Genomic DNA, 23,897 nt, shown 5'->3' with positions numbered 1-23,897 from the left:
AGCCGCCTTGACCTCTGACACAGCTCACCAGCCACACCCCCGCCGCTGGCTGATCCTCGGCGTCATCTGTCTGGCGCAGCTCACGGTCCTGCTGGACAACACCATCCTCAACGTCGCCATCCCGTCCCTCACCAAGGAGTTGGGCGCGACCACCGCGGACATCCAGTGGATGATCAACGCGTACTCGCTCGTCCAGTCCGGTCTGCTGCTCGCCGTCGGCAGCGCCGTCGACCGCTTCGGCCGCAAGCTCGGGTTGATGACCGGGCTCTGCCTCTTCGGCCTGGGCTCCCTGCTCGCGGCGTTCTCCCGTAACCCCGGCGAACTCATCGCCGCCCGCGCCGGGATGGGCATCGGTGGCGCACTGCTGATGACCACCACCCTGGCCGTGATCATCCAGGTCTTCGACGACCAGGAGCGGACGAAGGCCATCGGCCTGTGGAGCACCGTCCTCACCTTCGGTTTCGCCGCCGGGCCGCTGATCGGTGGCGCGCTGCTCGGCCGGTTCTGGTGGGGATCGGTCTTCCTGATCAACGTCCCGGTGGCGCTGATCGGGCTGGTGGCCGTCGCCCGCCTGATCCCCGAGTCGAAGAACCCGCTGGGCGAGCGCCCCGACCTGCTGGGCGCACTGCTGTCCACCGTCGGCATGGTGGGCGTGGTCTACGCGATCATCTCGGGGCCCGCCCACGGCTGGACGTCCTCCGAAGCGCTGCTCCCCGTGTTCATCGGCGTCGCGGCGCTCACCGGATTCGCGCTGTGGGAGCGCCGCACCTCGCACCCGATGCTGGACATGCGGTTCTTCCGCAACCGCCGCTTCGTCGGGGCGGTCGCGGGCGGGATCCTGGTGGCCTTCGGGATGGGCGGATCGTTCTTCCTGCTCACCCAGCATCTGCAGTTCGTCTTCGGCTACGGGCCGTTGAAGGCGGGCCTGTGCACCGCACCGCTCGCCGCGTGCATCGCGCTGCTGAACATCCTGGGCGTCGGCGCCCGCCTGCTGGGCAGGATCGGTACGGCGAGGATCGTCGTCGTGGGCATGAGCCTGCTGGCGATCGGCCTCGCGCTGGTCTCGGTCCTCGGCAGGCATGGGTACCAGGGCATGCTGCTCGGCCTGATCCTGATGGGGATCGGCATCGCGCTGGCCATGCCCGCGATGGGCGCCGCGCTGATGAGCGCGATTCCGCCGGAGCGGGCGGGTATCGGCGCGGGCGTCAACGGCACGCTGACCGAGTTCGGCAACGGACTTGGTATCGCGGTGCTCGGCGCGGTGCTCAACTCCCGCTTCGCCGCGCTCCTTCCGGCCGCGATCGGCGCGGGCTCGCTGCCCGCCGCCCTCGCCGCCGCGCACGGTCCGCGGCAGCGCACCGCGGTCGCCGACGCGTTCTCTTCCGGAGTGAGCACCAGCCAACTCATGGGTGCGGCCGCGGTTCTCGCCGGTGGTCTGCTCGCGGCGTTCCTCCTGCACCGCGCGGACCGTACCGACTCCGACCGCCAGAGCCCGGCTCTGGCCGAGGTCGCGGCTTAGCATCACCTACGCAGCGCACCGTTGCCGAAGCCCGACCGAGGAGAAGCCATGGCCCCCGCCCCCCGCGCCAGCAAGCCGCAAGCGAGCGTGTGGCTGAACGAGAGCGCGGGGGGCAGGCGCAAGAGGTCGGAGCAGCCGGCCGGGCTGGACCACGAGAAGATCGTCAAGACCACGGTCCGCCTGCTGGACGCCCATGGCCTGCAGAACTTCTCGATGCGCCGCCTCGCCGCCGAACTCGGCGTGACGCCGATGTCCGTCTACTGGTACGTCGACAACAAGGACGACCTGCTGGAGTACGCGCTGGACGAGGCGTTCGGCGAGGTTCCGCTGCCCGCCGGGGACGCGGCCGCCGACTGGCGCGACACGGTGCGTGAACTCGCCCTCAGCTACCGCAGGATGCTCGCCACCCACCCCTGGGCGTCCCGTCTGATGGGCGAGTACGCCAACGTCGGCCCGAAGTCGGTGGCGTTCAGCACCGTCGCCCACCAGGTGATGCAACGCGCCGGACTGCCGCCGGAGATGATCCCCGGCGCCCTCGCCGCCGTCTACCAGTTCGTCTACGGCTACGGCACGGTGGAAGGCCGCTGGACCGAGCTGTGCCGCAGCACCGGTGCCAGCGAGGACGACCTGTTCCATGAGATGGCGGACGCGGTGCGTGAGCGTCCCCAGTACCAGGACCTCACGGAATTCATCGACCTGCGCACCAAGATGCCGATGGCGCAGTCGCGGGACCGCGACTTCACCGTCGCGCTGGAGTGCGTCATCGCGGGCATCGAGGTAATGCGCGACCGGGGGTAGGGCCTTCCTGGCGGATTCCTGGCGGATTCCTGGCGGATTCCCGGTGGGGCGCGGCTGGTTCGGCCCTACTGCGCCATGCCCGGCGGGAAGCCTCCGGTCGCGATCGGCCCCCACCGCTCGGGCGTGACCCGGATCAGGGACTTGCCCTGCCGCCGCATCGCCTCCCGGTACTCGTCCCAGTCGGGGTGTTCGCCCGAGATGTTGCGGTAGTACTCGACCAGGGGCTCGATCGACTCGGGCAGGTCGACGACCTGCGCGGTGCCGTCGATCTGTACCCAGGGCCCGTTCCAGTCGTCGGACAGGACGATCAGCGACGCGCGGGGATCCCGGCGGATGTTGCGGGCCTTGGCGCGGTCCGGATACGTGGAGACGGCCAGCCGCCCGGAGTCGTCCACGCCGCAGGTCACCGGGGAGGCCTGGGGCCGCCCGTCCGCGCGGGTGGTCAGCAGGACGGCCCGGTGCCTGGGCCGGGCGAACTCCAGCAACTGGCCGAGGTCCACAGTGGTGTTGGTAGCGATGTGCGGTGCCATGTCCGCACTCTACGACCAAGCTCAGGCCATCGGCAGTGACTCGCCCTGCACCGCCTGGATGTCGAGTTCCACGCGCAGCGTCGTACCGATGGCGGCGATGCCCGCCTGCAGCACCTGGTTGTAGTTCATGGCGAAGTCCTCCCGCCGCAGCTCCGTCGTCGCGCGGAACGCGGCCCGGGTGCCGCCCCACGGGTCGGGGCCGGTGCCCAGGTAGGTCAGGTCCAGGTCCACCGGGCGGGTGAGCGCGTTCATCGTCAGCTCGCCGTGCACCGTCCAGCGGTCCGGTCCGGCCGGGGTGACGCCGCCGGTGCCGCGGTAGGTGATCTCCGGGTGGACGTCCACGTGCAGGAAGTCGGGGGACCGCAGGTGGTCGTCGCGCATCTTGTTGCCGGTGTCGATACTCGCCGCGGTGATGGCCGCGACCACCGACGACTCCTCGACGTTCTCGGCGATCGTGATCTGGCCGCGGAACTCGGTGAAGTGGCCGCGCACGCTGGAGATGCCCAGGTGCTGCGCGACCGCGCCGACCGAGGAGTGCGCCGGGTCGATGGTCCACGGGCCCGGCGGCGGCAGTTCGACACCGCCCTGCCGGGCGAGGACCAGATTGCCCAGGTCCGCCCGGCCCGCGGCGCTGACGATCGCCGTCGAGGCGGCCGGCTGGTAGCCGACGGCCGTGACGATCACCGTGTAGGCGCCCGGCGGCAGCGGATCGGTCCGTACCACCCCGTCGTCGTCCGCGGTCGCCCGTTGTACCTGACTTCCCGTCATATCCGTTACGGTCAGTACCGCGTGCTGCACCGCCCAGCCGTCCTTGGTCCGAATCCGGGCCCGAAGTCCGGTGTTGCCCTCACCCGTGTGCGTGGTCATTGCATCTCCTGATCGTTTGGTCACGGGTTCCGGCCGGACGGCCTCGGCCGTCCCCTGCTCCGGCCGTCGGCCGGAACCCGTTCTCCCCCGAACTGGCGGTACGCGTCTCCGCTGTGCGCGCCCGCCAGTCGCTTCGGTTACTCGGCCGGGTGGCCGAGCTCGACGTCGAAGGCGTCCTCGCCCGGACCGTCCACCACGAGCGTGCGGGCGACCGGCGGGTATCCGCTGGCGATCAGCGTGTAGTCGCCCGCGTTCAGATCGGTGAAGGCATAGGAGCCGTCCTCACCGGTGGTCGCCGTGCCCGCGACGTTGCCCGCCGCGTCGATCAGCGTGACCCGTGCGTCGGCCATCGGACGCTGGTCCGCACCGGCCCGTACCGTGCCCTGCAGATGCGCGCCGGAGGCGAGTTCGACCTCGACGCGGGTGATCCCCTGCGCACCGACCTCGACCGGCAGCGCCGCCGGGCGGTACGCGGCCGCGTTGACCGCGAGCGTGAAGACGCCCGCGGGCAGCTCTTCGAAGGTGAACGTGCCCGACTCAGCGGTCTTCGCGGTGGCCAGCACCTCACCCCGCACATCGGTGACGACCACCATCGCACCGTCCACCGGCGTTCCGCCGGCCGCGTCGCGCACCACACCGGCCAGACCGCTGGTGCCGGACAGCACGATGTCGTAGCCGAGCGGTGCGTCACCCACCACCACGGTGGCGGCCTGCGGCTGGTGCCCGTCGGCGGCCGCGATCAGGACGTACGTCCCCGCGCCCGGGGCGGCGACCCAGTAGCCGCCGTCGGTCCCGGCCTGGGCGCGGCCCAACTGCCGTCCCTGCAGGGATATCAGGGTCAGGTTGGCGGAACCGACGCCCACGCCTTCGGCGTTGCGGACGGAACCGTGGATGGTGATGCCGTTCATGGGAACCTCCTCGCCGGACGGGCCGGAGCCCGCCGAGGCGTACACGGTGACCGGCTGAGCATCGGCGGCTGCGGCCACAGCGACCAGCTCGGACTCCGAAGCCGGCGCGGGGATGGTGACGGGGGCGTCCGCCGCCGCCCTGTCGTGCGCGGGAACTCCCGCGGTCTGCTGCAGACCGCTCGCGGTCTTCAGCGGTACCTCCTTGATGAACAGCACCAGGAGGAAGGCGACGAACGCGAATGGCGCGGCGTAGAGGAAGACATCCGCGATGCCGTGCCCGTAGGAGCTCTCGACGATCGTACGGATCGGAAGCGGAAGCTTCTTGAGATCCGGGATGTTGGCCCCGCCACCTTGTGAAGCGGGCATCGGAACGCCGAGCGCCGCGAAGCCCTCCTTCGCGTAGTGGGTGATGCGGTTGCTGAGCGCCGCGCCGAGCGCGGCCACGCCGACCGCACCGCCGAGCGACCGGAAGAAGGTCACCAGCGAGCTGGCCGAACCCAGGTCCTTGGGGGCCACCTGGTTCTGCACGGCCAGCACCAGGTTCTGCATCATCAGTCCGATGCCGAGGCCGAGCAGGGCCATGTAGACGGCGACCTGCCAGTACGCGGTGTTGTACCGCATCAGGCTCAACAGCCCGCCGCCCGCGGTCAGGAAGACGCCACCGGAGACCAGGAACGCCTTCCAGCGGCCGGTACGGGTGATGATCTGCCCGGAGGCCATCGAGGCCACGAACAGTCCGACCACCAGCGGAATGGTCAGCACGCCGGACATCGCGGGAGTCTTGCCGCGCGCCAACTGGAAGTACTGGCTGAGGAAGACCGTGCCGGCGAACATCGCGACGCCGACGAAGACGCTGGCCAGCGAGGTGAGGGTGATCGTGGTGTTGCGGAACAGCCGCAGCGGGATGATCGGCTCACTCGCCTTGGACTCCACCAGCAGGAAGATCAGGCCGAGCACCACCGAGCCCGGGACCATGACGTACGTCTGCCACGACAGCCAGTCGTACTTGTCCCCGGCGAGGGTGACCCAGACCATCAGCAGGCAGACCGCGGCGGTGACGAAGAACGCGCCCAGCCAGTCGACCTTGACCTCCCGCTTGACCACCGGAAGGTGGATGGTCTTCTGCAGCACGACCAGCGCGATCAGCGCGAAGGGAACGACGACGTAGAAGCACCAGCGCCAGCCGAGCCAGCTGGTGTCGGTGATGACACCGCCGATCAGCGGGCCGCCGACGGTGGCGACCGCGAAGGTGGCACCGAGGTAGCCGCTGTAACGGCCGCGCTGCCGCGGCGAGATCATCGCGGCCATGATCACCTGGGAGAGGGCGGACAGACCGCCCGCGCCTATGCCCTGCACCACTCGGCAGGCGATCAGCATGCCGGCGTTCTGCGAAAGACCGGCGACGACGGACGCCACGATGTAGAGCACCAGGGCCAGTTGGACCAGGAGCTTCTTGCTCACCAGGTCCGACATCTTGCCCCACAGCGGGGTGGTGGCGGTCACCGCGAGCAGTGCCGCGGTGACGATCCAGGTGTAGGCCTCCTGTCCGCCACCGATGTCGGCGAGGATGGTGGGAAGGGCGGTGGAGACGATCGTGGACGACAGGATCGCCACGAACAGCCCGAGCAGCAGCCCGGAGAGCGCCTCCATGATCTGCCGGTGGGACATGGGGGCTAGGTGGTCCCCGTGGTTGCCGTGCGTGCCGTGGGACCCGTGGGCCCGATGGGCTCCGCGCTTCGGATCCGCCTCCCGCACACCGGCTGGTGTGGTTGAAGCCATCGTCATCCTTTACTCGTCCAGGGCACCTGTGGGGCGGCCCCCCGGGAAACCTCTGTGTGTGCGCACCCTCAACGGATGGCTTTTCGGGCCGCTGCTGCGTCCTGGTGCCCTGGCCGGCAGCCGTCGAAGCTCGCACGCAGCCTGGCCAGCAGCACAGTGAGCTGCGCCACTTCGTCGTCCGTCCAGTCAAGGAGGAGGTCGGCGAGCTCCTCGGCGATGCGGTCCGACGCCTGACGCAGGACCTGCTCGCCGAGTGGGTTGAGGCGCAGCAGCCGTGATCTCTTGTCTTGTGGATCGAGGTGGCGGTCAAGCCATCCCCGGGCCGCCAGGTGTGCGACATGACGGCTGGTCACCGACATGTCGACGTCCAGGATTTCGGCCAGTCGGCTCATCCGCATCTCGCCGTACCGGCTGAGCATCCGGAGCACCGCGGCCGAGGCGGCGGGGCAGTCGGGCGGCAACGCGCGGCCGAGCCCTCGGCTGACCGCTGTCAGTGCGCTGAGTTGCTGTACGAGATCCGCGCACCGTGTCCGCGTCACCATGAGCACCCCCAGCACTAGTTGCCTAAAGCAACCTTAAACCCGGTTAGTTGCTACACGCAAATGAATTCGGCCATTGATATGTAAAGATGACGCAAAGGCGCCGCCCGCCTCCCCCGAGGAAGGCGGGCGGCACCCGGTGTACTGCCTGACCAGGCCTGGTCAGGCCTGGTCAGGGGCTGAAGCGGCGGTGAGCTTCGCGAGCTCGTCGGTGGACAGTGTGAGCTCCGCCACGGCGAGCAGGGCAGGCAACTGGTCGAGGGTGCGGGCGCTGGCGATGGGCGCCGCGACCGTCGGCTGTGCCGCCAGCCAGGCCAGGGCCACGGTCGCCACCTCGGCGTGGCGCGCCTGCGCGACCTCGTCCAGGGCGGTCAGCACGCGCTGCCCGCGCGCACTGTCCAGGTACTTGCCCGCGCTGCCGGCGCGGGCGCTGTCGACCTGCGCCCCTGGCCGGTACTTACCGGTGAGGAAGCCGGCCGCCAGCGCGTAGTACGGCACCGACGACAGCCCGTGCGAGGCGACGACCTCGGCGAGCGGGCCCTCGTACTGGTCGCGTTCCACCAGGTTGTAGAGCTGCTGGAGGGCGACGTACTTGGCCAGGCCCTCGCGTTCGGAGGCCGCCAGCGCCTCGGCGAGCCGCTCGGCGCTGATGTTGGAGGCGCCGATCTCCCGCACCTTGCCCTCCTTGACCAAATGGTCCAGGGCGCCGAGGAACTCCTCGACCGGCGTGTCCGGGTCGTCGCGGTGCGTGTAGTAGAGATCGATGTGGTCGGTCCGCAGACGCCGCAGCGACTGCTTGACCGCCCCCTTGATCGTGTCGGCCTTCAGCCCCCGGAAGTCGGGGTGCTGGCCGACCTTCGTGGCCAGTACCACCCGATCACGCATGCTCGCGCCACGTGCGGCGAACCAGCGGCCGAGGATGGCCTCGGACTCACCGCCGGAGTTGCCCGGTACCCATGCGGAATAGGCATCCGCGGTGTCGATGAAGTTGCCGCCCGCCGCCGTGTAGGCGTCGAGCAGTTCGAAGGACTCCTTCTCGTCGGCGGTCCAGCCGAAGACGTTGCCACCGAAGGCGAGCGGGAAGACATCGAGCTCAGAACTTCCGATACGTGCCATGGGCAGCTACAGCGCCGCGGGGGTCTCTGGTATTCCGGTTCCCGACTTCGCTAGGGTCCTGCGTCATGGCTGACTACCAGAACCCCGAGCAGAACCCCGACCCCGCGGGCAGCACGCAGATGTTCCGCGCCTTCGTGGACGAGGGCTCCACCCCGGAGCGCGCACCGGCCGCGGGCGCCGCGACCACGTACAGCAGTTCGCGCGGCGGCTCCCGGACCGGTGTGATCGTGGGCGTTGTCGTGGCGGTGCTGGTCATCGCGGCGATCGCCTACTTCGCCCTGGGATAACCCGCGCCGGTCCCCCCATAACGGGCGACCCTGCACAGCAGCGGCAATTCCGTGCGGTCTTGACTCAGGCCTGGAGCGTGACGCTCCGGGTCTCGATGTGCATGCCCAGCGGTACCCGCCAGGCGTCGACGCAGATCTGCCAGGTCTTCTCGACCCGCTGACCCCCGGCGATCGGCACCGGCACGTTCTCGGTGGTGTCGATGGTCGCCCAGTCGATGCCCAGTAGACCGATGATGTGGGTGGCGAAGGTCACCGTGCCCGAAGTCGCCGGATAATCACGCGAGTTGGTGAGGGTCAAGGTGACGTCCTGACACCATCGCTGGTCGGTCGCGGCCTGTCGCGGCCCGCTGACGGTCAGCCGCGCGGGCCGGCGCCCCGGCGCGCTGGGGGATACGGAGGCGGTCGGGGTCCCCGGTGCCTGGGGCGCGGTGCTCGGAGCGCCGCTGGTCGACGGGGGCGTCGTGGCGCGCGGGCTGCCGGTGTCCGCACTCGCGCCGCCGCTACGAGCGGCGGCGGAACCGGCCGAGGGCGAGGCGTTCCCCGGCGACGACGCCGTGGTGGGCGTGCCGTCCAGCGGTACGAGGGTCACCCTGCCGTCCGGCGGTACCGCGTGGCCCGGATCGGCGGAGGCGCCTGCGCCGCCCACCGCCACATAGCCGCCGCCACCGCCGCCCGTACGGCCCGCGCCGGACGTCAGCACCAGCACCAGGGCCGCCAGACACAGCACGACCGCCGAGGTGGCCAGGAGGGCCCGTCCGCTGTCCGTTCCCGGCCTTCGGAGTGCGGAACCCGGCGCCTTCGACCCGGGCGCTGAGCTCCGCCTCCGTATTCCCCGGCGGTCGGCTGTCCGAAGCATCGCGCCAGTGTACTGACGCTTCGTCAGATCTGCCTAGCCCGCAGGCTATTCGGCCGTCAGGCCGTCCCGCAGCGCCGCCAGCGTCCTGGTGAGCAGCCGGGAGACATGCATCTGCGAGATGCCGACCTCCTCGCCGATCTGCGACTGCGTCATGTTGGCAAAGAAGCGGAGCATGATGATCCGCCGCTCGCGGGGCGGGAGTTGGGCCAGCAGCGGCTTGAGCGACTCGCGGTACTCGACGCCTTCGAGCGCGCTGTCCTCGTAGCCGAGGCGGTCCGCGAGCGAACCCTCGCCGCCGTCCTCCTCGGGCGGCGGGGAGTCCAGCGAGGAGGCCGTGTACGCGTTGCCGACCGCCAGACCGTCGACCACGTCCTCCTCCGACACCCCCAGGGCGCTGGCGAGTTCGGAGACCGTGGGCGACCGGTCGAGCCGCTGGGAGAGCTCATCGCTCGTCTTGGTCAGCGCCAGGCGCAGCTCCTGCAACCTGCGCGGCACCCGGACCGACCAGGAGGTGTCCCGGAAGAACCGCTTGATCTCGCCGACGACGGTGGGCATCGCGAAGGTCGGGAACTCGACCCCGCGGTTGCAGTCGAACCGGTCAATCGCCTTGATCAGGCCGATCGTTCCGACCTGGACGATGTCCTCCATCGGCTCGTTGCGGCTGCGGAAGCGCGCCGACGCGTACCGGACCAGGGGGAGGTTGAGTTCGATCAGCGTGTCGCGTACGTAGCCGCGCTCCGGGCTGTCCTGCGGCAGCTCTGCGAGCCGCAGGAACAGGGAGCGGGACAGCGTGCGCGTGTTGATGGCCGCGCCGGTGTCGGCGCTGAGCGCGGAGTCGGGGCTGAGCGCGTTGTCGGCGCTGAGCGGCGCCGCGTTGTCGGCGTCGAACGGCGCCTCGGACTCCAGCACCTTCGGACTGCCCACTTCTACGGACATGCCACCCCCTTGAGGTCGCGGACGGGTCGCGAGCAACGGTTCCTCCCCCTGCATACCGGAGGCCGAGCCGCGACAAACGCGGTTCAAGCAGAATGTCACATGTCGGCAACGCGCTGTAGCGCCATGTCGACTTATTTGTCAGGTGACGTTAGTCCTCGTCAGCTACGCTTCGAGCTGATTTGCGGATCGCAATCGGGCGAAGCTACGCGAGAGCAGCCTCGACACGTGCATCTGGGAGACCCCCAGCTCCGCACTGATCTGCGACTGGGTCAGATTCCCGAAATACCGCAGCAGCAGAATGCGGCGTTCCCGTTCCGGAAGCTGCACCAGCAGATGCCGTACCAGCTCGCGGTGTTCGACACCGGCGAGCTCTGGGTCCTCGTAGCCGAGCCGGTCCAGCAGGCCGGGCGCGCCATCGCCCTCCTGCGCCGCTTCGAGGGAGGTCGCGTGGTAGGCCCGGCCGGCCTCCAGGCAGGCCAGCACCTCCTCCTCGGACAGCCCCAGTCGCTCGGCGATCTCGGCGGTCGTGGGCGACCGTCCGTGCAGCACCGTCAGATCCTCGATGGCACCGCTGACCTGCACCCACAGCTCGTGCAGCCGTCTGGGGACATGGACGGTGCGTACGTTGTCCCTGAAGTAGCGCTTGATCTCTCCGACCACGGTGGGCATGGCGAAGGTGGGGAACTGCACTCCGCGTTCCGGATCGAACCGGTCGATCGCGTTGATCAGTCCGATCGTGCCGACCTGGACCACGTCCTCCATGGGTTCGTTACGGCTGCGGAACCGTGCCGCCGCGTAGCGCACCAGCGGCAGATTGATCTCGATCAGCGCGGCGCGCACCCGGGCGTGCTCAGGGGTGCCCGGCTCCAGCCCGGACAACTCGTCGAACAGCACCTGCGTCAGTGCGCGTGCGTCCGCGGCGCGGCTGCTGCGGGCCGTTCGGCCGGTCGGCGGGGCGGCGGCCGGATGTTCGGTTGTCGAGGAGGCCGCGGTCGAATCCGAAGCCGATTCGATCGATTCCGCATACGCCGCATTCGGATCTGCATGCTGTTCGGTCGGTTCCGGGGGCGATGCGGGCGGCTCTGTGGTGGCGGGCTCCCTGGCGGCTGGCTCCGTGCTGGCGGGCGCCGCGGCGGAGGGCGCCGTGCTGGTGGGATCGGCGGCGCACGGCTCGGCCGTGCGGGGTTCGCTGGGCGTCGTGGACGGCGAAGGCACGGTTCGAGCGGCCAGGACTCTCACCACCCATCGACGGTCACTGATCCGGCAAAAGCGGTCATAGCATCACAAGACATGTCCACTGTGTGCAAGCACCGTAAAGTGCCGTGTTGGTGGGCAGTTGGGTGACTCTTGGTGTCACGGGACCACCGGATGTCCGGCCTGGGAAACCGCTGAGGGCATGGCGCAGCCCCCGCCGCTGGGCGAGGGCTGTGTGTTCAGAAAAGTACGGCGACGCGTCAGATCTCGTAATCCGCGATCACCCAGGTGGAGAATTCCTGCCAAAGTGCGACACCCGCCTGGTGGGCGGGATGCTCCAGATAGCGGACCAGTGCATCGAGGTCGGCGACGGTGCAGTTGATCGCGTAGTCGTAGGCGATCGGCCGGTCCGTGATGTTCCAGGCGCACTCCCAGGAGGCGAGTTCGGGGATCTGCTCGCCGAGCTTCTCGAACGCCCGTACACCGTCGATCACGCGGGGGTCGTCGCGGTCGACGCCCTCATTGAGCTTGAACAGAACCAGGTGACGGATCATGTGACGCTCCTCCGGGCGGTTACGACGGACTGCCGACGGGCTCGGGTCGGCCAGGAGCGGGGCTGGTCAGCGCAAATGAACCGTTTCTTCCCGCAGGCCGGTCCAGCCGCTGGCCGCGATGTCAGTTGACGAGCTGAGACATGAACTTCCCGACGCCCTTGGCAGCGGTTGAAATGCCCTCGAACCCTACCTGGACCAGTTGGGCGGCGCGCGCGGGGGAAGTGATGATCGTGTACAACACGAAGACGACGAGGATGTACATCGCTATCTTCTTCGCCTGTGCCATTCCCTGCCCTGCCTCCCCAGCCGTGGCGCCCGACCACGGTTACGCCCCACCGTGCAGTGGCGAGAGTCTAGCCACCGAGTGTCCAAGCCTGTCATTCAGCGCGCTTTTACGGTCCAAGGTCCCCTGATCCCAGGTCTTTTGTCGAGCTCGAAGGGTGTGGGAAGCGTTCAGAATGGTTCATGAACCCGTCGGATCCGGCAGGAATCCGGCGGGTCGGAACGGGGTCCTCCCTACGGGGGGCCGCGTCGTGGCCCACCCTGACCACGGCCGAGCCCGGAGGCCCTCCTCGGTCAGGGGGAGCGGATGTGTCCCTTCGATGCCGCTCCCCCTGGCCCCTCCCGTACGGTGGTGCGCACTCCGCCCCGGCCCGCTGGTCATGGCGTGGGGCGGGGGCGTTGCCCCGCGCGCCGTGATCCGTTCGTATCGGCAAGTCCGCTGAGCTCAGGGGCGGTTGAGGCTCCCAGAGGGCAGCGGTCGGCAGTGCTCTTCGGGCGGCGCCCGAGATTGGCCGAGAGCCGCTGCCGCGTTCGTCGGCGCACAGGCGAACGCCAGGACTCAGACGCACGGCCGAGCGCCAGAACACGGGCGCACGAGCGAGCGCCAGAACACGGGCGCACAAGCGAACGTCACGACACGGGCGACGGACATCGGGGCACAAGCAAAACCCCCTCTGGTTCGTGTTTCCACGTCTCAGAGGGGGTGCTGGCGGTAGCGGTGGGATTTGAACCCACGGAGGAGTTGCCCCCTCACACGCTTTCGAGGCGTGCTCCTTAGGCCGCTCGGACACGCTACCGAGAGAGAGCTTAGCGGACGCCGGGCCGTGCGCTGAAATCGGTTCCTTCCCCGGCCCCCGGAGCGGCCCCCGTGCAGCCCCCCGTACCGCCGTCCGTGGCACCGCCGCGGGGGTCCGGGCCGCCGCGGAAGAAGTCGGTGAGCAGGCGGCCGCACTCGTCGGGCAGTACGCCGGAGATCACCTCGGGGCGGTGGTTGAGGCGGCGGTCGCGTACGACGTCCCACAGGGAGCCGACCGCACCCGCCTTCTCGTCGCGTGCCCCGTAGACCACCCGGTCGAGCCGGGACAGCACGATGGCGCCCGCGCACATCGTGCAGGGCTCCAGGGTGACGACGAGCGTGCAGCCGGACAGCCGCCACTCCCCGACGGCCGTGGCGGCCTCGCGGATCGCCAGTACCTCGGCGTGGGCGGTCGGGTCACCGCTGGCCTCACGCTCGTTGTGGCCCCGGCCGAGGACGCTGCCGTCCGGGCCGAGGACCACCGCGCCCACCGGCACATCGCCGGTACGAGGTGCCAGCGCGGCCTCCTCCAGGGCGAGCCGCATGGGCGCGGCCCACGGTCCCCGTAGCGGGTCGCTGTGGGGACCGGGCCGTGCGGGTGGATCCGTACTCAGCGGACGGCCTCCAGCACCTCGGAGCATCCGAGTGCGTCGGCGATCTGGCTGAGCGCGTCGCCGTCGAGGGCCAGCAGTGCGTCCTCGCTCACCGCGAGGTCGGACAGCAGCCCCGCGTCGCCCAGCGGTCCGACCGGGACGGGCCCGGTCTCGTCGGCGGCCTCTTCGTCCTCCGTATCCTCATCCTCTCCGTCCTCGGTGCCGTCCAGATCGAGGGCGTCGAGTTCGTCCACCTCGTCCGCGTCGCGACCCAGCAGCTCATCCGTGAGCATGGCTCCGTACGAACTGCGGGACGCGGCGGCCGCGTCCGAAACGAAGATCCGCGGGTCGTCCTCGCCGTCCACCCGGACGATGCCGAACCACGCGTCTTCCTGCTCGATCAAGACGAGCACTGTGTCCTCATCGACCGCGTCCTCGCGTGCGAGGTCCACCAGATCGGTGAGGGCTTCCACATCGTCAAGCTCCGTATCGCTCGCTTCCCACCCGTCCTCGGTGCGCGCGAGCAGTGCGGCGAAGTACACCGTGACTCTCCCACTGGTCCTAGGTGTGCCGGGACGGACGGGATTATGTCCCGCCCACTCGGCATCGTGGCAGAAACCTAAGCGTTGGGAAGGGTCTTCCGCACTGCGTCGTGCCAGGCCGTGCACGTTTTTTCGGGCTTTTTAGGACGCTCGGGTGGCTGTTTGGCGGTGTTACCGGCGGACACCCCGGGTCGCCGGGCGGGCCGTCACCACCGGAAAGTCCGCATCCGCATCTGCTCGCGCGCGCGGGCCGCGCGGGCCCTTCTCGGCTGCACCCTGGCCCGTAGCTCCTTGGCCTCGTGCAACTCGCGCAGGAACAGGGCGCGCCGCCGCCTGCGCTCCGCGTCGTGGTCCTCCGTGGTGTCCTGGGCCGCGGATTGCTCCGAGGCCCCGGGCGGGTCGGCGGGATCGGGCATGGACTTCCCGGCGCCGGGGCCGACCGGCCCCTGCTGTCCGTCGCGCCTCTCTCGCCGCTCAGCCATGGCTACCACCTCTACGTACGGTTACGCACGGCATACCGTCACACTTTCCCCCAAGGTCGCGATTGATGCCCGTCGGGCGCTCGCGGCGGTGTCGCGGCGGCCTGGAGGGGGCCCTCGGGCGGCCTTCCGCGCCTGCCCCGGTGGCGGTTTCCACCCCTGAACCTCAGTTAATGTCGAGGGCATGCGGATCCACGTCGTCGACCACCCGCTGGTGGCGCACAAACTCACCACGCTGCGCGATCAGCGCACCGACTCGCCCACCTTCCGGCGGCTCACCGACGAGCTCGTCACCCTGCTCGCGTACGAAGCCACTCGTGACGTACGCATCGAGCCGGTCGACATCGTCACGCCGGTCTGCCCCACCACCGGTGTCCGGCTTTCGCATCCGCGCCCGCTGGTCGTACCGATCCTGCGTGCCGGGCTCGGCATGCTCGACGGCATGGTGCGGCTGCTGCCGACCGCCGAGGTCGGCTTCCTCGGCATGGTCCGCGACGAGGACACGCTCAAGGCCTCCACGTACGCGACCCGGATGCCGGACGATCTGTCCGGCCGCCAGGTCTACGTGCTCGACCCGATGCTCGCCACCGGCGGCACCCTGGTGGCCGCGATCAACACGCTCATAGAGCGGGGCGCGGACGATGTGACCGCACTCTGCCTGCTGGCCGCGCCCGAGGGCGTGGAGGTCATGGAGCGCGAGCTCGCCGGGCAGCCGGTCACCGTGGTCACCGCCTCGATCGACGAGCGGCTCAACGAGCACGGCTACATCGTCCCGGGTCTGGGCGACGCGGGTGACCGGATGTACGGGACGGTTGGTTAGCGGTTCGGGGCCGGCCCGGCGGACCACCGTCGGGCGCGGCCGGTTCGGCGCTGCCCGCTGGGGTGCGCCGAGCGGCGTTCAGCCGCTGCCACGGCCCGCGGGCGCCCCGGTGCCGAAGATCCCACCGACCTGGCGCTGAAGATCCGCTGGACGGGCCCTGGCGGCCCTACCGGACCCCGCCGGCCGTCGGAGCCGTCCGGCGGCCGTTCAGCAGGCCTTGGCGTGGCCCGGCGACGACGCCGTGGGCGCGGCCTGGGTGAGGGCGGCCAGCGCCTGGTCCGCGTTCTTCTGCGGATCGAGCGCGGCAAACCCGTCACCGATGATCAGATCGACGTCGGCCGCGCCGGTCCGTGACGGGTCGGTCTTCACATCCGCGGCCGCGAGCTGGGTGCCGAGCACCTTGAGCGCCCCCTGCGCCGGGGGCCCGCCGAGCAGTATGGCGGTGCCCTTGACCTTCTTGTCGTAGGCGGCCGGGGCGTTGCCGACCTTGCCGACCGCGAAGCCGCGCTTCTTCAGTTCGTCGGCGGTGGTCTTGGCGAGTCCGCCGCGTGACGTGGCGTTGTAGACATTGACGGTGACGGCGGCGGGCTTGGGCACGCTGGCCGGGGCTCCGCCCGCCTTGGAGCCGACCGCGCAGTGCGAGGCGCTGGCGGTGGTGTGCGAGCTGCCGAACCTGCCCCCGAAGACATGGATGAGCTGCACTGTTCCCCAGCCGATCAGCCCGACCACGGCAACGGCGGCGACGGCGGACAGCACGATGCGGCGGTTGTTGCGCGGCCGCCGCATGCGCGGGTACTGGTTCCCGGTGATCCGGTACTTTCCGCCCATGCCGGGGGGTGTGAGCATGCTCATAGCCGCAGCGTAGTGCTGGATTCCGCCGGGGCCTACTAGATGATCAACGAATGGCGTATCCGTCAACCCGAAAGGATCAATTACCCCTTGAGGGAGGGTCAGTCCGGATCATTTCCGGCATACTCCCCCCTGGCGCGGATCGTCCGGTCAGTCCATCTCGAGGACGCGCGCGTGCAGCACCTGGCGCTGCTGGAGCGCCGCCCGCACGGCCCGGTGCAGACCGTCCTCCAGATAGAGGTCGCCTTGCCACTTCACGACGTGCGCGAAGAGATCCCCGTAGAACGTCGAGTCCTCGGCCAAGAGCGTCTCCAGGTCGAGCTGGCCCTTCGTGGTGACCAACTGGTCGAGGCGTACCGGGCGCGGCGCGACGTCCGCCCACTCGCGGGTGCTCGTGCGGCCGTGGTCGGGATACGGCCGACTGCTTCCGATGCGCTTGAAGATCACACGGAAAGCCTACCGGCCAAGCCAGTGCGGGCGCAGCCTCGCCGCAGCGGCGCGAGCCGGTACGCGGGAGTGCCGCGGCGGCCGGAACCGAACCGCACAAGATCCACCACAGGGATCACCGCAGGCCCGGGCGCACCTCGCAAGATCACGTTCCGCGCCCCGGGCAAGAGAAGACCCCTCACGCACCCGCCAGAGCCCACCTACCCTTGCTGCCTTCCGGCCCTGGGGGGGTTCAGCGAGATAGCGCCACGTGAGGGGCTGTGCCCAGGGTACCCGATCGGCCCGCCGGGGATCGAGTTCGCAACCACCCCTTGGAGTCTTGTAATGTTTGCCGCGGAGGATTCGCCTAGAGGCCTAGGGCGCACGCTTGGAAAGCGTGTTGGGGGCAACCCCTCACGAGTTCGAATCTCGTATCCTCCGCCAGTGCTCTCACCGGGCACGATGTCGAAGGGCCCCACCGTTCGCGGTGGGGCCCTTCGGCGTTGAGGGTTGCAGTTTGGGTTGCAGTTGCCGCGATCAGGGGGCGGGCGGCCCCCTGCGGGAGAGGGCTGAGGGCTGCAGCCCTCTCGCCAAGACGACCTGCACGCCTGAACCGTGGCCCGCAGGTTTCGCGCGATTGCCGTGCCGCGCAGTGGACCGTACTTGAGATGCCGGGGCGTTCCACTTCTTGATCAGACGAGTGGCCGTTGGATAGGCTCCACCGATACGGCGTGTGACGCACGGGGAACATCCTGTGTGCAGCCACCGGCGCAGGGGGGTGGGCTGTGCCTGACTCGATAGCCGTGCCGACGGGTGTCCAGCCAATCAGCTTCGACGTGCACGCAGTCCGCGGGGGAAGCCTCGGCGGAGCCCGCGACGACTTCGAAACGATGATCGCTCAGCTTGCCGCCGCGACGACCCCAAACGTACGGTCCGTCGCTGCGAACCCGGGCGACTGGGGTATCGACGCCTTCGCCGGAAACCTCGGCGGAGCGATCACAGTGTGGCAGTCCAAGTACTTCATGCCGGTCACCACCAAGAAGCACGTACAGCAGGTCACAGACTCGCTCGACAACGTGCTGAAGGCAGCCGTCAAGAACGGCCACACCATCGCCAGCTGGATTCTGTGCATCCCCTCCAGCATGGACGGCCCCATGACGGCATGGTGGGACACGTGGACGAAGGCGAGGGAGAAGGAACACAGCCTCGTCATCCAGCTCTGGGACGAGACCGCCCTCCGGAAGAGCTGCTTAGCCCCGAGGGCGACGACGTGCGTCGCGGCTTCTACGAGACGTACGCTCAGGCCGCCCCCGCCCCCGCCCCCGCCCCCGTGGAGCAGCTTCGGCTGGTACTCGAGGTCGAGGACGACAAGGCAGCCGCCCTTGGCTCCGCCTTGTTCATTCGGCAGATGACCGAGGCCGGCCACGTAGAGCTGGACTCGGCCAAGAGGCAGTTCTTCAATGCCGATCTGGTGGCTCGCGAGATCGCGCACAAGGATGTTCCGGCGGAGGTGGCGGCGCTCAGTTCCGCCGATGCGACGCTCCACGGTCTATGGGAGATGCAGTTCAACGAATGCGCGGCCGAGGACGCGCTTCGGGTTCTCCACACCCGTGTCTGGCGGGATGTACGCAACGAGCACGACAAACTGCCGAAGTCGCTCCGCCTGGAGCTGGTGCACAGCTGGGGGCTGGTCCACCGGCTCGTGGACAACCGCAAGGCGGGCTGGGTCAAACACTGGCGGCAGATCGCCGCCGAGCACTCCGACGGCTGACCCGCCGTCGCCTGTCCTGTCAGACCTACGAGGAGTTCGCTGTGGAAGCACACCGGCCGGTGATGATGCCGGAGGACGAGGTGACCTTCCGGCTGGCGCAGCTGCTTCTTCTTCTCGACGCTGTCGCCGGACAGGACGCGAAGGGGGCGAGCCTGGAGCGCATCGGCTACTACGACTTCCTGTCGGCGAATCCCTTCCTCGTCGTCGATTCCGACGGCCGGGAGGGCAATATGCTCAGGCTGGCCGGGTTCGATCCGCAGGTGCTCTCGTACGCGTCCTCCTCGCAGCGCTTCACCAGTCGACGCGAGCGCATCCAGCACGACCTCGGACTGCTCGTGGCTTACGGGTGTTGCGAGGTCCACAACCGCAACGGCGCCTTCGCCTATTCGATCAGCAACCGCGGTCGGGAACTCGGGGCTCGCTTCACCGCCACCTACGCCGCGTCGTTCACCACTGCGGCGTCCATCGTCGTGCGTAGCCTCCGCAAGCTCAGCGACAAGGCGCTGCGGGAACAGACCGCACGGTGGCTGCGGCCGGATGGAGAGGGCGGTCCCGGTGCCGCGCTCCTCAGCGTGCTGGGTCCTGGACCGCAGGCACCTGACATGCCCTGGGAGGGATGACCACCATGCAGCCTCTGCCGGGCATCCGGATCCGGCGCCTGCGCCTTGCCGGCGTCGGCCGGAACTATGACGTCGATTTCACGCAGGACCAGCGTGTGCGGGACCTGTCCGTGGTGGCCGGGGCATTCAGCTCGGGCAAGACCGCGGTGTTGGAGTTCATCGCCTACGGCCTCGGTGGGAAGCGCCATCCACGGCATCCTGAGGTGCTGCGGAAGGTCCGTTCCTGCCTTCTGGAAGTCGAGCTGTCCGGCGAACCGCACGTCATCGAACGGCCCGTCGGGGAGCCGTCGAAGGTCGCCTACGTACGCCGCGGGACGCTGGACAGCCCGCCGCTCTCCAAGCCTGAGAGCAGGACCATCGAGCCAGCGGGAGCGCCCGAGAGCCTCTCCGCTCTGCTGCTGGGGCACTGCAAGCTCGAAGGCGTCCAGCTGCGGGAGGCCCCCTCCAGCCGTGAGTCCCGGACCGACCCCCTGAGCATCCGCGACCTCATGAACCTCGCGTTCCTGCCCAACGAGCGCATCGCCTCCAAGAACTTCCTGTTCGAGAACGAGTACATGAAGAAGCACAAGCTGAAGCAGGTGGTCGACGTCGTCTTCGGCGTTCACGACGACCGCGCCGTCGAGCTTGGGCAACGCATCAAGGAACTGGGCGCCCGACTCACCCAGGCACGCTCCGAACTCGCCGCAGCACGGGCGTTCGTCGACGAGCAGGACGTTCCCACGGTCGGCGCGCTGATCGCTGAGCAATACGAAGGCGAGCTGCGGGAGCTGACCGAGCAGCTACGGGTCCTCGACGAGGCAGCGCAAGCCGACACCACCTTCGCCGGGCGTCTGCGCCGCGAGCACCAGCAAGCTGCCCAGCGCGCCCGGCGAGCCGCCGGCGTGGTACGTGACTGCGAGACGCAACTCACCCGGATGATGCCGCTGCGGGCGCAGTACGCGGACGACCTCGTCAAGCTCAATATGCTGGCCGAAGCGCAGCGCCTGTTCGACCCCCTCAGCGTCACGACCTGCCCAGCGTGCCTGAATCGGCTGCCCGCTCCCCCGTCGGTGGAGAACGGCTCGTGCAGTCTGTGCAGCCACGAGCTGCCCCACGGCGACAGTCACCTGACGCTCGGCACCGCCACAGCCGAGCACTCGTCGGATGAAGGGCGGCTGGACGTCGCGGCCGAGGTCAGGGCCACCAAGGCCCGTTTGAAGGAGATCACTGCCTACATCGAGGGCCTGGACAGCTCGCTCGCCACGTTGAAGCTCCAGGCAGAAGACGCCGCCATCGACGAAGAACGTGCCGCGGCCGCAGTCGACGAAGCCACTTCGCCCACCGTCACCCCGTTCCTCGCCGCTCGGGACAACCTCCAGCGCCGGCGCGAGGAAGTCCTCCGTCATCTCCAGCACGCCGAGAACGCGGCGAAGCTTCAGGCTGGCCTGGAGAAGCGCGCCGCGCTCGTGGAGCGGCAGGAGGCACAGATCGAACGCCTGCGGGAGGAACGCGACCGGCTGGGAGATGCCGCACAGGACCGGGACCTGGTCGTCGGCCGAATCAGCGGCCGGTACAACGACCTCCTGCGGCAGTGGCGCTACCCGAAACTCAGCCAGCCGATGATCGACACGAACCTGGTTCCTCACGTACGCGGCGACTCCTACCGCGAGGCATCATCCGGCGCCAGAACACTCCTGACCCTGGCCTGGCAGCTGGCCGTCTTCGAGGTGGCCGTCGAAACATCGGCCGCCCACCCCGGCTTCCTCATGATCGACAGCCCGCAGAAGAACCTGGGCCACGGCGCCACCCGGGACGCGGTAATCGCAGACGCGATCGCCATCGACGACTTCTACCGCCACCTGACCAACTGGCTGGCTGAACAGGGGGCCGGTGCCCAGGTGATCATCGTCGACAACAGTCCGCCCATGCTCGTGGAAGAGAACGTCGTAGTCCGGTACAGCCGCAACGAGGACCGACCTCCCTACGGGCTGATCGACGACGAGACCACTACAGACGAAGGCAGCCCCGAATAACCTCCTCACCCCGCCTAGGCCATTCACCCGCCCGCCCCTGCGTCTGCGGCGGCGTTGGCGATCGGCCGCCAGCGGTCTCGGGGCGCGCCCGCGCCCTGGTGGTGTTGTGGTCGCTATGGCTGTAAATCGCCGGGTTCACCGGCGCTGACGGTCAGGAGCCGGAAGATCAAATTACTGAGCCCGTTCAGCTGCCATTCGACGATCCCAAGGTTTGCTTTCAATACACGGCCTAGGGGGCGGGACTCGTAGGGAGCCCAGCCCAAGTCGGCCCGAATGTCGACGCATTCGGGCCGACGGCCCCGCTGGTGGAGTGCGGGCGCTCAGGCGACAGGCGGCACCTCGGGCAGGGGCCAAAGGAGCCCACCGATCTTGTCCGCGGTGTCTGTGAGGACCCGGTTGGTGAGGTGCTGGTAGCGGCGGCGCATCCGGGCGGACTTGCCGGGTTCCCAGCCCATGATCGCGTCAACGACCGTGTCCGGGACACCGAGGATCAGCAGTACGGTCGCCGCCGTGTGACGGGCGTCGTGGAGACGGCCTGTGCGCAAGCCCGCCGTCTTGAGGAGGGCCTTCCACTGGTGGTGGTCGGTGTTCGGGCTGAGCGGCTCGCCCGTGGGTGAGGTGAAGACGTAGCCCTTCTCCACCCACAGGTCTGCGGCGGCCTGCCGCTCCTGCTCCTGCTCCGACCGGTGCCGCAGGAGGAGTGCGAGCAACGGCCCTGGCACGCCGATGGCGCGGCGGCCCGCACGCGACTTCGTGTCCTTCGTCTCCCGCCGCGTATTGATCTTCTGCGGGCAGTACCCGGGCTTGCGTCCGCAGCGGTCGCCGCAGCCGTGCTGGTAGCGCGGCCGGAGTCGGCCACGGCGGACGACCAGGACACCGAGGTCGAAGTCGATGTCGGTCCACTTCAGGCCGAGCACCTCGCCCTGTCGCAGCCCCAAGGCCAGGGCGATGACCCACCGCGCCGAATGCCGCTGCCTGTTGGCCTCGTCCAGGAGCCGTTGCACCTCCTCGACGGTGTACGGCTCGACCTCCTCCTCTTCCAGGCGCGGGGCCTTGGCGATGGAGACCGGATTCAGGGTGAGGTGGCGTCGGCGCACTGCCTCGTTGAGGGCGGCACGTACGGTCCGATGGACCTGGTGCGCGGTCCCGGGCGAACTGCCGTTTTCCTGCATCCGCTTGTAGAACCGCTCCAGGTGCTCGGGCTCCAGCTTCTCCAGCCGGTGTGCGCCGAGGCCGGGTATGAGGTGGTGGTAGACCGCCACGCGGTAGCCGTCGATGGTGTTTTCGGAGACGTGCAGCGCGGCGATGTTCTCGACCCAGTGGGTCAGCCATGCCGCGAGCGTCCAGGTCTGCCCGGTCTTGAGGACGTTGCCGGAGTCGCGCTGCCTCTCCAGCTCTCGGACGGCCTTGGTCGCGTCGGCGCGGGTCTTGCGCTTGACGTGGCGGCGGTCGGGCTTGCCGTCGTCCTTGACGCCGACGGTGACGTAGCCGTGCCACTTCCCGTCCTTGCCGAGGTAGATCGAGGAAGCGCCGTTGGGCTGTCGGGACTTTGCCATGCCAGCCCCCTCAAGCCGCGAGGGCGACGGTCGACGCTGAAGCCTGCGTACGGGCGTTGACGTAGCTGTCGAGCGCTCGGACGGGCACTCGGCGGAGTCGGCCGATCTGGACGGACTCCACCTCACCGGAGGCGACGAGGGCGTACATCGTGGTGCGGCCGACACCGAGTCGGCGGGCCGCCTCCTCGACAGTGAGAGCGACGCGCGTGTCCTGCTGGGGCGCGGTGTGCTCCTGCACGGCGTCGAGGAGTTCTTGCTGAGTGACGCCGAGCAGGTCGGCGAAGCGGGCAAGCAAAGCAGACATGAGGAGATGCCTTTCGGCGGTCACGGGGCAACGCGACCGCTGGGTGAATGCGTGGGATGGGCGGTGGGTCGTTAGAAGTCCCGAGTTCGTCCCTCGGCGTTCGTAGCGCCGAGGGACGGGGGACCGGCGGCTATCCGGCCGAAGGGCCGGCGCCCTCGCGGAGCGGGTCCCAGGGTGAGTTCGGAGCCGGGTACCAGACGAGTTCTGCCGACTGCCCCTGGGCGTCGACGCCGAGGCGTTCGGCGATCTCGTCGTAGGTGCGCTCAGTCTCGTCAAGTCGGGCCTTAGCGGCGTCGGCCAGGTCCTGGGCGACTCTCCACTCCCGCTCAGCGGCCTGGATGGCAAAGGCCGCTTCCTGGAGTTCGTAGCTCGGATCGTCGGGACCGGCCACGGCCTCGGTCATGAAGTGCTCCGCGGGAACGCTCAGCGCCTTGGCCAGACCGATGACCTCGTTGAAGGTGATGGAGCGGGTGCCGTTCTCGATCTTGGCGATCTGGGTCTGGTGGATTTTGAAACCGAGCCGCCTCATGCGCTCGGCGACGTCCTCCTGGGACAGTCGCGCGACCTTCCGGCAGATCTTCAGATTGTGGGCCACTAGCGCCTCGCCCTCGGGCGGGCTCCAGCGTTGCGGCTTAGGGTCGTCCATTTTCAACCTCCTTCCCCATGGACGTGGCTCAGCCGATGACCCTTAAACCATAGCAGCATGGACAGCTCAACCTGCAAGGGAATAGTCGCGATTGTGATCCACGCAACAGGGTCTGCCGAGCAGGGGATATGCCGTCAGGTACTGGATCAACAAACCGCTAGGAGGTTGACACGGTCCGACTCAAGGGGGTAAAAAATTCCATGACAGCATCATGATTCCAACCCCGCACGGGTTGGTGTCGCTTCTTGCCCGAGAAACACGAGACCCCCGGCGCTACGAACACCGGGGGTCGTTCGGAAACCTCGCTACCGCCCATCC

The 23,897-nt window shown here is 69.0% G+C and carries 26 protein-coding genes, 2 tRNA genes and 1 other RNA gene; 9 read left to right on the top strand and 20 right to left on the bottom strand.

Translation table 11 applies throughout. From position 1 onward, the window contains the following. Window positions 1-7 precede the first annotated feature (7 nt). Together P2L57_RS16970 and P2L57_RS16965 are read left to right on the top strand one after the other, a co-directional pair. Window positions 8-1,519: an MFS transporter gene (locus P2L57_RS16970; protein WP_275815250.1), complete on the top strand. Its 1,512-nt coding sequence runs from the start codon at window positions 8-10 to the stop codon at window positions 1,517-1,519. 48 nt (window positions 1,520-1,567) lie between these two features. After that, window positions 1,568-2,317 carry a TetR/AcrR family transcriptional regulator gene (locus P2L57_RS16965; protein ID WP_275815248.1) on the top strand — a complete coding sequence of 250 codons (750 nt, stop codon included), beginning with the start codon at window positions 1,568-1,570 and terminating at the stop codon, window positions 2,315-2,317. 65 nt (window positions 2,318-2,382) lie between these two features. Here P2L57_RS16965 and P2L57_RS16960 read toward each other — a convergent pair whose 3' ends face one another. The 5 genes from P2L57_RS16960 to P2L57_RS16940 all read right to left on the bottom strand — a co-directional run bounded on the left by P2L57_RS16960 (window position 2,383) and on the right by P2L57_RS16940 (window position 8,056). Beyond that, window positions 2,383-2,847: a PPOX class F420-dependent oxidoreductase gene (locus tag P2L57_RS16960; protein WP_275815246.1), complete on the bottom strand. Its 465-nt coding sequence runs from the start codon at window positions 2,845-2,847 to the stop codon at window positions 2,383-2,385. 21 nt (window positions 2,848-2,868) lie between these two features. Next, complete coding sequence (locus P2L57_RS16955) at window positions 2,869-3,714, bottom strand: YceI family protein (protein WP_275815244.1); 846 nt, start codon at window positions 3,712-3,714, stop codon at window positions 2,869-2,871. Window positions 3,715-3,851: 137 nt separating this feature from the next. After that, window positions 3,852-6,290 carry an MFS transporter gene (locus P2L57_RS16950; RefSeq protein ID WP_486387833.1) on the bottom strand — a complete coding sequence of 813 codons (2,439 nt, stop codon included), beginning with the start codon at window positions 6,288-6,290 and terminating at the stop codon, window positions 3,852-3,854. Between the two features lie 179 nt (window positions 6,291-6,469). Then, on the bottom strand, window positions 6,470-6,943 hold the full coding sequence (locus P2L57_RS16945; RefSeq protein WP_275815241.1) for a MarR family winged helix-turn-helix transcriptional regulator: 474 nt from the start codon (window positions 6,941-6,943) through the stop codon (window positions 6,470-6,472). A gap of 159 nt (window positions 6,944-7,102) precedes the next feature. Beyond that, on the bottom strand, window positions 7,103-8,056 hold the full coding sequence (locus P2L57_RS16940; protein ID WP_275815239.1) for an aldo/keto reductase: 954 nt from the start codon (window positions 8,054-8,056) through the stop codon (window positions 7,103-7,105). 65 nt (window positions 8,057-8,121) lie between these two features. Here P2L57_RS16940 and P2L57_RS16935 point away from each other — a divergent pair, with 65 nt between their 5' ends. Further along, window positions 8,122-8,343, top strand: a complete 222-nt coding sequence (locus P2L57_RS16935) for a hypothetical protein (protein WP_275815237.1) — start codon at window positions 8,122-8,124, stop codon at window positions 8,341-8,343. 64 nt (window positions 8,344-8,407) lie between these two features. Here the strand turns inward: P2L57_RS16935 and P2L57_RS16930 are convergent, their stop codons facing one another. From P2L57_RS16930 to P2L57_RS16890, 9 genes are all read right to left on the bottom strand, one after another. After that, entirely contained in the window at window positions 8,408-9,070 is a 663-nt protein-coding gene (locus tag P2L57_RS16930; protein WP_275815235.1) for a hypothetical protein, read from the bottom strand. A 174-nt stretch (window positions 9,071-9,244) separates the two neighbouring features. Then, complete coding sequence (locus tag P2L57_RS16925; RefSeq protein WP_275815233.1) at window positions 9,245-10,135, bottom strand: RNA polymerase sigma factor SigF; 891 nt, start codon at window positions 10,133-10,135, stop codon at window positions 9,245-9,247. A 162-nt stretch (window positions 10,136-10,297) separates the two neighbouring features. Further along, window positions 10,298-11,350 (bottom strand): RNA polymerase sigma factor SigF, encoded by a 1,053-nt coding sequence (locus P2L57_RS16920; protein WP_425574855.1) that lies wholly within the window; start codon window positions 11,348-11,350, stop codon window positions 10,298-10,300. A 239-nt stretch (window positions 11,351-11,589) separates the two neighbouring features. After that, window positions 11,590-11,883 carry a Dabb family protein gene (locus tag P2L57_RS16915; protein WP_275815229.1) on the bottom strand — a complete coding sequence of 98 codons (294 nt, stop codon included), beginning with the start codon at window positions 11,881-11,883 and terminating at the stop codon, window positions 11,590-11,592. Window positions 11,884-12,004: 121 nt separating this feature from the next. After that, the gene (locus tag P2L57_RS16910; RefSeq protein WP_275815227.1) at window positions 12,005-12,169 is read right to left on the bottom strand and encodes a hypothetical protein; all 165 of its coding nucleotides are present in this window, start codon (window positions 12,167-12,169) and stop codon (window positions 12,005-12,007) included. A 703-nt stretch (window positions 12,170-12,872) separates the two neighbouring features. Further along, window positions 12,873-12,962, bottom strand: a tRNA-Ser gene (locus P2L57_RS16905). A gap of 10 nt (window positions 12,963-12,972) precedes the next feature. Beyond that, on the bottom strand, window positions 12,973-13,602 hold the full coding sequence (gene tadA / locus P2L57_RS16900) for a tRNA adenosine(34) deaminase TadA (protein ID WP_275815225.1): 630 nt from the start codon (window positions 13,600-13,602) through the stop codon (window positions 12,973-12,975). Then, a complete protein-coding gene (locus tag P2L57_RS16895; RefSeq protein WP_275815223.1) occupies window positions 13,572-14,096 on the bottom strand; it encodes a tRNA adenosine deaminase-associated protein in 525 nt (174 codons plus the stop codon). The genes tadA and P2L57_RS16895 overlap by 31 nt, the downstream gene beginning before the upstream one ends. Window positions 14,097-14,302: 206 nt before the next feature. Continuing rightward, the gene (locus P2L57_RS16890; protein WP_275815220.1) at window positions 14,303-14,578 is read right to left on the bottom strand and encodes a hypothetical protein; all 276 of its coding nucleotides are present in this window, start codon (window positions 14,576-14,578) and stop codon (window positions 14,303-14,305) included. Window positions 14,579-14,759: 181 nt separating this feature from the next. Here P2L57_RS16890 and upp point away from each other — a divergent pair, with 181 nt between their 5' ends. Beyond that, the gene (upp, locus tag P2L57_RS16885) at window positions 14,760-15,395 is read left to right on the top strand and encodes a uracil phosphoribosyltransferase (protein ID WP_275815218.1); all 636 of its coding nucleotides are present in this window, start codon (window positions 14,760-14,762) and stop codon (window positions 15,393-15,395) included. Window positions 15,396-15,602: 207 nt separating this feature from the next. On the opposite strand, the gene P2L57_RS16880 is transcribed toward upp, so the two are convergent. The 3 genes from P2L57_RS16880 to ffs all read right to left on the bottom strand — a co-directional run bounded on the left by P2L57_RS16880 (window position 15,603) and on the right by ffs (window position 16,954). Continuing rightward, complete coding sequence (locus tag P2L57_RS16880) at window positions 15,603-16,247, bottom strand: LytR C-terminal domain-containing protein (RefSeq protein ID WP_275815215.1); 645 nt, start codon at window positions 16,245-16,247, stop codon at window positions 15,603-15,605. 147 nt (window positions 16,248-16,394) lie between these two features. Beyond that, on the bottom strand, window positions 16,395-16,691 hold the full coding sequence (locus tag P2L57_RS16875; RefSeq protein ID WP_109454617.1) for a type II toxin-antitoxin system VapB family antitoxin: 297 nt from the start codon (window positions 16,689-16,691) through the stop codon (window positions 16,395-16,397). 166 nt (window positions 16,692-16,857) lie between these two features. Then, window positions 16,858-16,954, bottom strand: an RNA gene (gene ffs, locus P2L57_RS16870) — signal recognition particle sRNA small type. A gap of 72 nt (window positions 16,955-17,026) precedes the next feature. On the opposite strand from ffs, the gene P2L57_RS16865 reads away from it, so the two are divergent. The 5 genes from P2L57_RS16865 to P2L57_RS16845 all read left to right on the top strand — a co-directional run bounded on the left by P2L57_RS16865 (window position 17,027) and on the right by P2L57_RS16845 (window position 21,073). Then, a tRNA-Ser gene (locus tag P2L57_RS16865) sits at window positions 17,027-17,114 on the top strand. Between the two features lie 341 nt (window positions 17,115-17,455). Next, the gene (locus P2L57_RS16860; RefSeq protein WP_275815210.1) at window positions 17,456-18,082 is read left to right on the top strand and encodes a hypothetical protein; all 627 of its coding nucleotides are present in this window, start codon (window positions 17,456-17,458) and stop codon (window positions 18,080-18,082) included. Next, complete coding sequence (locus P2L57_RS16855; protein ID WP_275815207.1) at window positions 18,079-18,441, top strand: hypothetical protein; 363 nt, start codon at window positions 18,079-18,081, stop codon at window positions 18,439-18,441. Before P2L57_RS16860 ends, P2L57_RS16855 begins: the two co-directional genes overlap by 4 nt. Window positions 18,442-18,482: 41 nt before the next feature. Next, the gene (locus P2L57_RS16850) at window positions 18,483-19,061 is read left to right on the top strand and encodes an ABC-three component system middle component 2 (RefSeq protein WP_275815204.1); all 579 of its coding nucleotides are present in this window, start codon (window positions 18,483-18,485) and stop codon (window positions 19,059-19,061) included. Beyond that, window positions 19,058-21,073 carry a DNA recombination protein RecN gene (locus P2L57_RS16845; protein ID WP_275815201.1) on the top strand — a complete coding sequence of 672 codons (2,016 nt, stop codon included), beginning with the start codon at window positions 19,058-19,060 and terminating at the stop codon, window positions 21,071-21,073. Before P2L57_RS16850 ends, P2L57_RS16845 begins: the two co-directional genes overlap by 4 nt. Window positions 21,074-21,393: 320 nt before the next feature. Here P2L57_RS16845 and P2L57_RS16840 read toward each other — a convergent pair whose 3' ends face one another. The 3 genes from P2L57_RS16840 to P2L57_RS16830 form a co-directional block, all read right to left on the bottom strand. Next, on the bottom strand, window positions 21,394-22,629 hold the full coding sequence (locus P2L57_RS16840; protein WP_275815198.1) for a tyrosine-type recombinase/integrase: 1,236 nt from the start codon (window positions 22,627-22,629) through the stop codon (window positions 21,394-21,396). A 10-nt stretch (window positions 22,630-22,639) separates the two neighbouring features. Beyond that, the gene (locus tag P2L57_RS16835) at window positions 22,640-22,933 is read right to left on the bottom strand and encodes a helix-turn-helix domain-containing protein (protein ID WP_275815195.1); all 294 of its coding nucleotides are present in this window, start codon (window positions 22,931-22,933) and stop codon (window positions 22,640-22,642) included. Window positions 22,934-23,063: 130 nt separating this feature from the next. Beyond that, window positions 23,064-23,579 carry a helix-turn-helix domain-containing protein gene (locus tag P2L57_RS16830; RefSeq protein WP_275815192.1) on the bottom strand — a complete coding sequence of 172 codons (516 nt, stop codon included), beginning with the start codon at window positions 23,577-23,579 and terminating at the stop codon, window positions 23,064-23,066. Between the last annotated feature and the right edge of the window lie 318 nt (window positions 23,580-23,897).

The organism is Streptantibioticus ferralitis (assembly GCF_029223525.1).
GTDB classification, from domain to species: Bacteria; Actinomycetota; Actinomycetes; order Streptomycetales; family Streptomycetaceae; genus Streptantibioticus_A; species Streptantibioticus_A ferralitis.
Note: the sequence above shows the minus strand (reverse complement) of the source record. Positions and strands in the feature narration are given on the sequence as shown.

Bases quoted from the DNA above. Each gene is read 5' to 3' on its own strand.
- P2L57_RS16950 (WP_486387833.1), bottom strand. From the start codon at position 6,290: ATGTCCCACCGGCAGATCATGGAGGCGCTCTCCGGGCTGCTGCTCGGG.
- tadA (WP_275815225.1), bottom strand. From the start codon at position 13,602: ATGCTCCGAGGTGCTGGAGGCCGTCCGCTGAGTACGGATCCACCCGCA.
- P2L57_RS16855 (WP_275815207.1), top strand. From the start codon at position 18,079: ATGACCGAGGCCGGCCACGTAGAGCTGGACTCGGCCAAGAGGCAGTTC.
- P2L57_RS16840 (WP_275815198.1), bottom strand. From the start codon at position 22,629: ATGGCAAAGTCCCGACAGCCCAACGGCGCTTCCTCGATCTACCTCGGC.
- P2L57_RS16965 (WP_275815248.1), top strand. From the start codon at position 1,568: ATGGCCCCCGCCCCCCGCGCCAGCAAGCCGCAAGCGAGCGTGTGGCTG.
- P2L57_RS16960 (WP_275815246.1), bottom strand. From the start codon at position 2,847: ATGGCACCGCACATCGCTACCAACACCACTGTGGACCTCGGCCAGTTG.
- P2L57_RS16955 (WP_275815244.1), bottom strand. From the start codon at position 3,714: ATGACCACGCACACGGGTGAGGGCAACACCGGACTTCGGGCCCGGATT.
- P2L57_RS16880 (WP_275815215.1), bottom strand. From the start codon at position 16,247: ATGAGCATGCTCACACCCCCCGGCATGGGCGGAAAGTACCGGATCACC.
- P2L57_RS16940 (WP_275815239.1), bottom strand. From the start codon at position 8,056: ATGGCACGTATCGGAAGTTCTGAGCTCGATGTCTTCCCGCTCGCCTTC.
- P2L57_RS16845 (WP_275815201.1), top strand. From the start codon at position 19,058: ATGACCACCATGCAGCCTCTGCCGGGCATCCGGATCCGGCGCCTGCGC.
- P2L57_RS16890 (WP_275815220.1), bottom strand. From the start codon at position 14,578: ATGGCTGAGCGGCGAGAGAGGCGCGACGGACAGCAGGGGCCGGTCGGC.
- P2L57_RS16915 (WP_275815229.1), bottom strand. From the start codon at position 11,883: ATGATCCGTCACCTGGTTCTGTTCAAGCTCAATGAGGGCGTCGACCGC.
- P2L57_RS16910 (WP_275815227.1), bottom strand. From the start codon at position 12,169: ATGGCACAGGCGAAGAAGATAGCGATGTACATCCTCGTCGTCTTCGTG.
- P2L57_RS16935 (WP_275815237.1), top strand. From the start codon at position 8,122: ATGGCTGACTACCAGAACCCCGAGCAGAACCCCGACCCCGCGGGCAGC.
- upp (WP_275815218.1), top strand. From the start codon at position 14,760: ATGCGGATCCACGTCGTCGACCACCCGCTGGTGGCGCACAAACTCACC.
- P2L57_RS16925 (WP_275815233.1), bottom strand. From the start codon at position 10,135: ATGTCCGTAGAAGTGGGCAGTCCGAAGGTGCTGGAGTCCGAGGCGCCG.
- P2L57_RS16835 (WP_275815195.1), bottom strand. From the start codon at position 22,933: ATGTCTGCTTTGCTTGCCCGCTTCGCCGACCTGCTCGGCGTCACTCAG.
- P2L57_RS16945 (WP_275815241.1), bottom strand. From the start codon at position 6,943: ATGGTGACGCGGACACGGTGCGCGGATCTCGTACAGCAACTCAGCGCA.
- P2L57_RS16830 (WP_275815192.1), bottom strand. From the start codon at position 23,579: ATGGACGACCCTAAGCCGCAACGCTGGAGCCCGCCCGAGGGCGAGGCG.